Annotated in this window: 10 protein-coding genes; 4 read left to right on the forward strand and 6 right to left on the reverse strand. The window is 62.8% G+C overall.

Annotated elements, in window-relative coordinates:
• Positions 1–624 precede the first annotated feature (624 nt).
• The 3 genes from AUL28_RS21445 to AUL28_RS21460 all read right to left on the reverse strand — a co-directional run bounded on the left by AUL28_RS21445 (position 625) and on the right by AUL28_RS21460 (position 1,617).
• Positions 625–810, reverse strand: coding sequence for a hypothetical protein (locus AUL28_RS21445; protein ID WP_062236916.1), 186 nt, complete (start codon positions 808–810; stop codon positions 625–627).
• Positions 807–1,109 carry an HNH endonuclease gene (locus tag AUL28_RS21450; RefSeq protein ID WP_244493598.1) on the reverse strand — a complete coding sequence of 101 codons (303 nt, stop codon included), beginning with the start codon at positions 1,107–1,109 and terminating at the stop codon, positions 807–809. The genes AUL28_RS21445 and AUL28_RS21450 overlap by 4 nt, the downstream gene beginning before the upstream one ends.
• 319 nt (positions 1,110–1,428) lie before the next feature.
• Positions 1,429–1,617, reverse strand: a complete 189-nt coding sequence (locus AUL28_RS21460; RefSeq protein ID WP_062236927.1) for a hypothetical protein — start codon at positions 1,615–1,617, stop codon at positions 1,429–1,431.
• A gap of 22 nt (positions 1,618–1,639) precedes the next feature.
• Here AUL28_RS21460 and AUL28_RS21465 point away from each other — a divergent pair, with 22 nt between their 5' ends.
• Both AUL28_RS21465 and AUL28_RS21470 read left to right on the forward strand, forming a co-directional pair.
• On the forward strand, positions 1,640–1,969 hold the full coding sequence (locus AUL28_RS21465) for a hypothetical protein (protein WP_156420134.1): 330 nt from the start codon (positions 1,640–1,642) through the stop codon (positions 1,967–1,969).
• Positions 1,970–2,371: 402 nt separating this feature from the next.
• Positions 2,372–2,599 (forward strand): helix-turn-helix domain-containing protein, encoded by a 228-nt coding sequence (locus AUL28_RS21470; protein ID WP_062236933.1) that lies wholly within the window; start codon positions 2,372–2,374, stop codon positions 2,597–2,599.
• A 604-nt stretch (positions 2,600–3,203) separates the two neighbouring features.
• Here the strand turns inward: AUL28_RS21470 and AUL28_RS21475 are convergent.
• The 3 genes from AUL28_RS21475 to AUL28_RS21485 form a co-directional block, all read right to left on the reverse strand.
• Positions 3,204–3,611, reverse strand: a complete 408-nt coding sequence (locus AUL28_RS21475) for a hypothetical protein (RefSeq protein WP_156420135.1) — start codon at positions 3,609–3,611, stop codon at positions 3,204–3,206.
• A gap of 109 nt (positions 3,612–3,720) precedes the next feature.
• Positions 3,721–3,912 carry a hypothetical protein gene (locus tag AUL28_RS21480; protein WP_062236940.1) on the reverse strand — a complete coding sequence of 64 codons (192 nt, stop codon included), beginning with the start codon at positions 3,910–3,912 and terminating at the stop codon, positions 3,721–3,723.
• Entirely contained in the window at positions 3,905–4,561 is a 657-nt protein-coding gene (locus tag AUL28_RS21485) for a DUF6456 domain-containing protein (RefSeq protein WP_062236944.1), read from the reverse strand. The genes AUL28_RS21480 and AUL28_RS21485 overlap by 8 nt, the downstream gene beginning before the upstream one ends.
• A 246-nt stretch (positions 4,562–4,807) precedes the next feature.
• Between AUL28_RS21485 and AUL28_RS21490 the strand changes: the two genes are divergently transcribed.
• Positions 4,808–5,245 (forward strand): LexA family protein, encoded by a 438-nt coding sequence (locus tag AUL28_RS21490; protein WP_062236947.1) that lies wholly within the window; start codon positions 4,808–4,810, stop codon positions 5,243–5,245.
• The gene (locus AUL28_RS21495) at positions 5,242–6,504 is read left to right on the forward strand and encodes a Y-family DNA polymerase (protein ID WP_082640627.1); all 1,263 of its coding nucleotides are present in this window, start codon (positions 5,242–5,244) and stop codon (positions 6,502–6,504) included. The genes AUL28_RS21490 and AUL28_RS21495 overlap by 4 nt, the downstream gene beginning before the upstream one ends.
• Positions 6,505–6,717 lie beyond the last annotated feature (213 nt).

The following is a 6,717-nucleotide window of genomic DNA, read 5'->3' on the forward strand; positions in this document are numbered from 1 at the left end:
CGGGCGGGCGGGGCGGGATGATCGTCATTGCGATCACCGCCTTCTTCTTCGGCCGCTTGGGCGCGGCCGCGGGGCGAGACCAGCCGGATGCCTTGGCTTTTTTGCGGATCGCGCCCTCGGTTATGCCGTGCTGGTCCGCAATGTCGCGCACCGACTGCGTACCGGTCCGATAGGCGGCTTCAATCGCACTCCAATCCGTTGTGGCTCTAAGCGTTCGCACGCGTCACCCTGCGTACTGGTACGCACCCTGTTTTTGCATGGGGGGATTAATTCTGCGAATGGGGACCCATGCGGTTGAGCCCCCTACCCGACCGCAGACTTTCGAACCCCCCACCCCCTGCTATGCGAGACCAGCAAGGCTCCGAAGGTACGCACGCTCGTGCGGCCGCCAGCAATAATACCGAAGCCGGCAAGCCAAGCGTGGGAATGGGAGGGTCTTGGAAAATGCGAACCCGGCGAATGCAGTCCGAGACCGCATCGAAGCAAGCTGTGACCGAAGTCCCCAGCGTCGGGCTCGCCAGCCGTTATGGGCTGAGACCAAGCCAGTCGTCCGCATCATGCGGATGTCCTGCCTCAGGTCAGCGCGGCTTGGATGCGCAGGCAGCTTCCCGAAGCGGGTTCGTTTCATGCGGCGGGCTCGGAAGCGAGGGTGGCGCAGATGTCGTCGATCCGCTTCTGAACTTCGGCCACCTCAGCATCAATCCTTGCGGCGTCGCGATGCAGACTGGCCGCTTTATGTTCCCCGTTCCGCTTCGCCGCCTTGAGTTCTTCGAGCGTCGCCTCGAGGATCAGCCTGACAGTCTCGTTCATCGCTTCGCCCTTTCCGCCCTCGCTTGAGCCGTCTTCTTGCTGTGGTGCGCCCCGCAGAGCGCCTGCCCGTTCTCGGGATCGAAGGGCGTGCCACCGTCGCGAAGCTCCACGATGTGGTCCGCGAAGAGGCGGTCGGGATAGCTGACCGAGCAGCCCGGATGCTGGCAGCGCCACTTGGCGCGCCGCATCACCGCAAGCCGCCATTCGCGATGTTCGGGCGTCTGGTAGTGCGGGTCTGCCTCCTTCGGCGGAGGCTTGGCGATCCGCGCGTCCATCGTGGGGATGGAAGGGCGAAGCATTCGAACCTTGGCCATCTCACCCCCTCGCGCTCGGGGCTACATGTGTCGATGCGCCTTCGGGAAGCATCAGAATGGAGACATTCCGCGCAGGCAGCGCACCGACTGCGCGCCCGAATGCAGTGCCGATCTCGCACCGCTCGGCGAAGGACAGTCGAGCCGGCAACGCCAACACGACCAGCGCTCCGTCTTCAATGCGCGCCGACCGCACAGACCAGCGCATCGCCATGCGGATCGCAGCCCGGCGCACCATCGCGCGAAGGCGAGCGCGCATTTGCGCCGTCTTCGGTTGACGCGTCATGCTGCCTCCAGTTCGGGACGTTTAGCGCCGAGGACCGGCGAGGATGCTTTGAAGTGCGACCAGCTGCGCCTTCGCGCTGATAGCCGCGTCGATCGTAGACGTAGCCGCCTTCAGGGCCGCCAGCTTGATCTCGATGTCCGCGCCTTCCTTGCTCAGGAAGGCAACGATGCTGGCCGACAGCACCGCGATCTCGTTTTCACGATAGTCCACGCCACCTCCAAACGAGAAGACCTTGGCTGCCGAAGCGGACGGGCTGCGTTTCGCCGAGATAGAACAATCGGTCAGGGGCCACCTTCCGAAAGTCGAATCAACTTGGATAGGAAATCCTATGGACCTCGTCTCGGAAACCCGCTTCTACGTCATCCCTATCGTATGGGATGACGGCCTGTTTGACTTGGCGCCTCGATGCACAACGTTCGCCCACGATCCGAATTCGGCAGCGCTGCACGTTCTAGGCCAATCTCTTTCGGAGCACGGCCGGATCGATCAGCTCCGCGCAATTGTGCAATGGATCTCCCCATACCCGTTCAAAGGGCATTCTCTCTATCTTTATGAGGGCTGAATAGGTGAGAGCGAGCCGTCCCGCGCGATCCGAGTAGCGTCACTCGCCGCGAAACCGGAAGGGTGTCAGTCACGCCATCTAGGAAACGCCTCCAGATGACGGATGCCCGCTTTCACCTATGCGCCCTCTGGACATTCCATCAGGGCAACACAAAGTCGTACTTAGTACGAAAAATTCGATTGCAATGTCGTACACAGTACGATACAAAGATCAGGCGGGGCGATAAGGCCCCGCAAGGTGAAAGGGGGTGAGGAATGTGAAACTTCGGAAGGTAACGCTTCGGATCAGTCTGTTTGGTTGGCGCCTGACACTGACCTGGAGCTAAGCCGAGAGGGGCCGGCGCGAATGCCGGCCCCAACCGAAGGGAAAGCTTCCTCACCCCCTTCTGCAAGGAAGATTATCATGACCTCCGACGACTTCAAGGCATGGCGCACCATGATGGGATACAGCCAGGCCAAAGCCGCCGAAGAACTCGGCATTTCGAAGCCGACAGTCGAGAACTACGAGCGCGGCCAAAGGCGCGAGGACGGGCGTCCGGTTGAGATACCGCGTTCCATCGCGCTCGCCTGCTCCGCTGTCTATCACCGCTTGGACCCGTGGGACGCGCGGATGTCCGGCGTAGACGGGTAACCTCACGGCCGCATATCGCTCAGGACGGTGGGATACGATCCCAGCCGTAACTCCTCGCCTCGGGCTGTCGCGATTGAACCCCGCTAGGCCCTCATCAGCGAGAGGTGCTCGCCACCACACTCGCCGTCCTGATCCTGCTGCCCGTTCGGGCGAACTGTCGCGCTTCTACCCGCCTATGGGCGCGGCGTGCGCGCCGGCTTGCTTAATTCGCCGAACACGCAGGAAGCCGGGAAGGTGCGTGGGGCAAGCCGGGTCCGTCCCGACTGTGGGAACCGAAAGCCATGTCGCACATTGCCGCTTCAATGCCGGGTGGGTGCGTAGGGGGAGACAGGACCGTGCCGGGTCCGTCTCCCCGGCGCATCAACCGCCAGGCCGGGCGTCTCGCCGACGGGACCATCCCGGCCGGCAAGCTGATCGGGCGCTTCCGGCGCGCCACAAACCGTCAATTGGACATGAAAAAGGCCGGAGAGGCGTTTTGCGCGCTTCTTCCGACCATGGGTCTTTTATGCTCTTAGCGACCCCGCCTGTCAAGCGCTAAACCATACTGCGTTTGGGAACGGGCTTTTGGTTGCAAAGTTGCATGGCATCTATCGAAGCAGTGCCCTTATGAGCGACCGTTTGGGGTGAAATCCTCGCTCATGTCCCTGAGGTATAGGTTGCGTCGATAGTTCATCGTCGCATCGGCCGTGAAATTTTCGAAGTGACCTTCGGTTCGCTTGAGCAGCGTGTCGAAGTCGATTTGGGACAAGGTCGTTTTGAGCCCGCTGTTGGCCCGATATTCATTCAAGTCGGCGAGCGAGAGCGTTCCGTTGAGCTTCGACCTTTCCTCCTGGGTCTCCGGCTTCAGAGCTTTACCGGTGGTGAAGATCGCATGGGTTGTCGGCTTCATCCTATAACCTCCTCGCGAATAGATTTCGGCGATGGAGGTTATCATTTTGGCGCGATCTGCAAATACTCTAACCTTCTCGGTGCTCGATGAGCGATTTTGTAGCAGATTTCCGATGCTCGTCATTACACACGCTCCTGTTGGATTATTATCTATCTTAGGTTGAGGCGCTTGACTGAGCCTTTCGCTGCCTGAGGACGCTTCTTGTGGCGTGTTGGGAGACGGGTCGCTTCACTTATGCTCTTGGGGTTTCGCGCGCCTCACGCTCCGCTTTCCACGCCTCTTTGCGCAAGGCGTCGGCGATCTCGGACCGCTCCACGAAAAAGGCCTCCGGATCGCGGCGGGAGACCGTCAGGCGCTCTACGCGCCGGGCCATCTCGTGGAGCATTTCGGGCGACACGCCAGCGGGGGTGAGCGACTTAGCCATCCTTCGCCTTCGGCTTCCCAAGCCCCAACACGTCCGACAGCTTGTCTAGCGCGGCCACGAGGCGCAGCTTGCCGCCGCCCTTGCGCACGCCGAGCGTCTTGTCGAGTTCTCGAAGCGAGCGGCCTTCCCCGCAGACGAACCGCACCACGGCATAATCGTCGGGCGTCATCTCCTCCGAGATCGCCCGCAACTGGCTCGACGCCCGGCCCCGGCTTTCCGTGAACGTATCGGGTGCCGATCCGCCATCGACGCGGATTTGCAGGAAGGAGGGTGAGCGCTGCCCGCCCATCATGCGCTCGTAAAGCTGGCGGAACATGTGCCCGGCGCGCGCCTGTCGCGCGTCGATCGATCCCATGTGCTCCAGCCGCACCAGCGGGCTTTCGTTGGAGTTGCGCGCGGCCGTGACGGTGCGCGGATTGTCCGCGCTCTCGCGCGCGGCTTTCGTGAAGGCCGGATTGTCCACCTCGGCCATGCGAATATCGACGCCGAGATTGCGGAACTGCACGGGCTGCCGGGCGCGCTCGCGGTAGCCCGCAAACGGGAGCTTGGCGAACGAGCCACAAGCGATCCGGTGGTTTCGGCCATCGGTCCAGGCATCAACGGTCTGCGTGTGGCCGGGGGTGAATTCGGCGGGGGTCTTGTCAGGCATGCTGGCCTTGCTCCTCGGCACTGGAGCCGGCCCGTCGGGTAATGCCCGCACATTATGGGGCAGCCCTTTGCGATAATCAAAGCAGATCGTCGGCTTTCTTTCCTAGTTCACAGGCGATTCGCGCTTTTCGGCTGCGACCAAGCAACACTTGCCTCCCACAATCCACAGCGGCATAAGGTATCTATTCCCAAGCAAGCTGTTCCCGTTATGTTCGGTTTACGAACCGAATCGCCGGCAGGATCACGCATGCTCCCCAACACCAACCATCCTGTTCCCCTCACCGCCGTCCCGCCCGGCTTCCGGCTGCGGATCGTGGCATCGGCCGGCGCCGGCTTCCCTTCGCCCGCGCAGGATTGGCAAGACGATGCGCTATCCCTGATCGAGCTTCTGCGCCTCGACCGCGCGGCCGCCTTCGTCTTCCGCATCTCCGGCTCCAGCATGACGGACGCCGGGATCAACGATCAGGACATTGTCGTCGTCGATCGAGACGCGAAGGCGCGCAACGGCTCGATCGTGATCGCCATCGTCGAGGGCGGCTTCGTCTGCCGCCAGCTCGTGATCCGCCAGGGCGTCGGCTATCTCGAACCGCGCAACGCGCGCATGAGCTATCCCCTCTGCATCTGCGACGAGACCGTGGAAATCTGGGGCGTCGTGCGCGCCGGGGTGCGGGACTATCAGCGATGACCTGGGCGCTGGTGGACGTCGAGAACTTCTATGTGTCGAGCGAGCGCGTCTTCGATCCGACCCTGCGCGGCGTGCCGGTCCTCGTCCTATCCAACGGCGACCATTGCGCCATCGCACGCTCGGCCGAGGCGAAGGCCTTCGGCGTGAAGATGGGCGCACCTGTCTTCAAGATGCGCGAACTGATCAAGCGGCACGGCTTTGCCCTGCGCTCTTCGAACTATGAGCTTTATTCGGACATGAACCGCCGCTTCAACGCGGTCCTCTCCGAGTTCTCCGACCAGATCGAAATCTATTCCATCGACGAAAGCTGGTTCCGTCTGCCTGTGCGCGCGGACGGGCTGGGTGACACCGCGACCGCCCTCGCAGTCATCGCCAAGGTCAAGCGCGACACCGGCCTGCCGACGCGCATCGGGCTCGGCCCCACGCGCACCCTGTCCAAGGTCGCCAACGGCCTCGCCAAGGCGGGCGAGAAGGTGTTCGGCGGCGTCATTGATCTGCACGACGTCGACCTGCGCCGGCATCTGTTTCGCAATTGGCCCGTGTCCGAGGTCTGGGGCATCGGCCGCGCGCTGTCGGAGCGCCTCGCGCCGCTCGGCATTCGCACCACGGCCGATCTCGCGGCCATGGACCCGCATCAAGCGCGCAGCGTCGGCACGGTGGTGCTGGAGCGGCTCGTGCGCGAACTGAATGGCGTCGGCGACGATCAGTTGGTCATCGAGCCCGAGAAGCGCCAAGCGACAGCCGTCACGCGCATGTTCGGCGAGCCGGTCACGACGATCGAGGATTTGCGCGAGGCGATGGCGCGGCGCGCGGCGCGCGCGGCCGAGAAGATTCGCGAGCAGGGGTCGGTGGCCGGCCGGCTGATCGGCTTTGCGCATGGAAACGGCCGCAAGGCGAACGCGCCCTCCGCGCAGCGTTCCTGCCGCCTCTCGCCGCCAACCAACGACACGCGCGTCATCGTGCGCTGGGCGTCCCGCATGGTGGAGAGCATGTGGCAGGAGGGCGGCGTCTACACGAAGTGCGGTGTAATGTTGGAAGACCTGTGCGACATCGGCCGGGAGCAGACGGACCTCTTCGCCGCAACTGACAGCCGAGGCGCGGACCTGATGTCGGTCATGGACGCGGTGAACTCCCGCTATGGACGCGAGACGCTGGCGCTCGGGACGGCGGGGATCGGCGCACGATCGTTCGACACGAAGCGGGCGATGAAGAGCCCGGCTTGGACAACTCGATTGGCTGAGATACCCATCGCGCGGTGAGCCGCCTATCAAGGCGTTAGCCGCCAAAGTCAATCATCACGAATGTGCATGCCGCTTTATCAGCTCGCGATGCAGTGCTCTTGCATTTTGTAAGACTCAGTCCTACATTTCTTAGACCACCCCATAGGAACTGGCCCGTGACCGACTTGCCTCGCATATCACCCGTCGAGCTCGTGATAATGGAGCTTCTACGATCACGCGAAATGTACGGGC

This window comes from Aureimonas sp. N4, assembly GCF_001463925.1.
Taxonomy (GTDB): domain Bacteria; phylum Pseudomonadota; class Alphaproteobacteria; order Rhizobiales; family Rhizobiaceae; genus Aureimonas; species Aureimonas ureilytica_A.

Bases quoted from the DNA above. Each gene is read 5' to 3' on its own strand.
- AUL28_RS21475 (WP_156420135.1), bottom strand. From the start codon at position 3,611: ATGACGAGCATCGGAAATCTGCTACAAAATCGCTCATCGAGCACCGAG.
- AUL28_RS21485 (WP_062236944.1), bottom strand. From the start codon at position 4,561: ATGCCTGACAAGACCCCCGCCGAATTCACCCCCGGCCACACGCAGACC.
- AUL28_RS21480 (WP_062236940.1), bottom strand. From the start codon at position 3,912: ATGGCTAAGTCGCTCACCCCCGCTGGCGTGTCGCCCGAAATGCTCCAC.
- AUL28_RS21495 (WP_082640627.1), top strand. From the start codon at position 5,242: ATGACCTGGGCGCTGGTGGACGTCGAGAACTTCTATGTGTCGAGCGAG.
- AUL28_RS21445 (WP_062236916.1), bottom strand. From the start codon at position 810: ATGAACGAGACTGTCAGGCTGATCCTCGAGGCGACGCTCGAAGAACTC.
- AUL28_RS21470 (WP_062236933.1), top strand. From the start codon at position 2,372: ATGACCTCCGACGACTTCAAGGCATGGCGCACCATGATGGGATACAGC.
- AUL28_RS21490 (WP_062236947.1), top strand. From the start codon at position 4,808: ATGCTCCCCAACACCAACCATCCTGTTCCCCTCACCGCCGTCCCGCCC.
- AUL28_RS21450 (WP_244493598.1), bottom strand. From the start codon at position 1,109: ATGCTTCGCCCTTCCATCCCCACGATGGACGCGCGGATCGCCAAGCCT.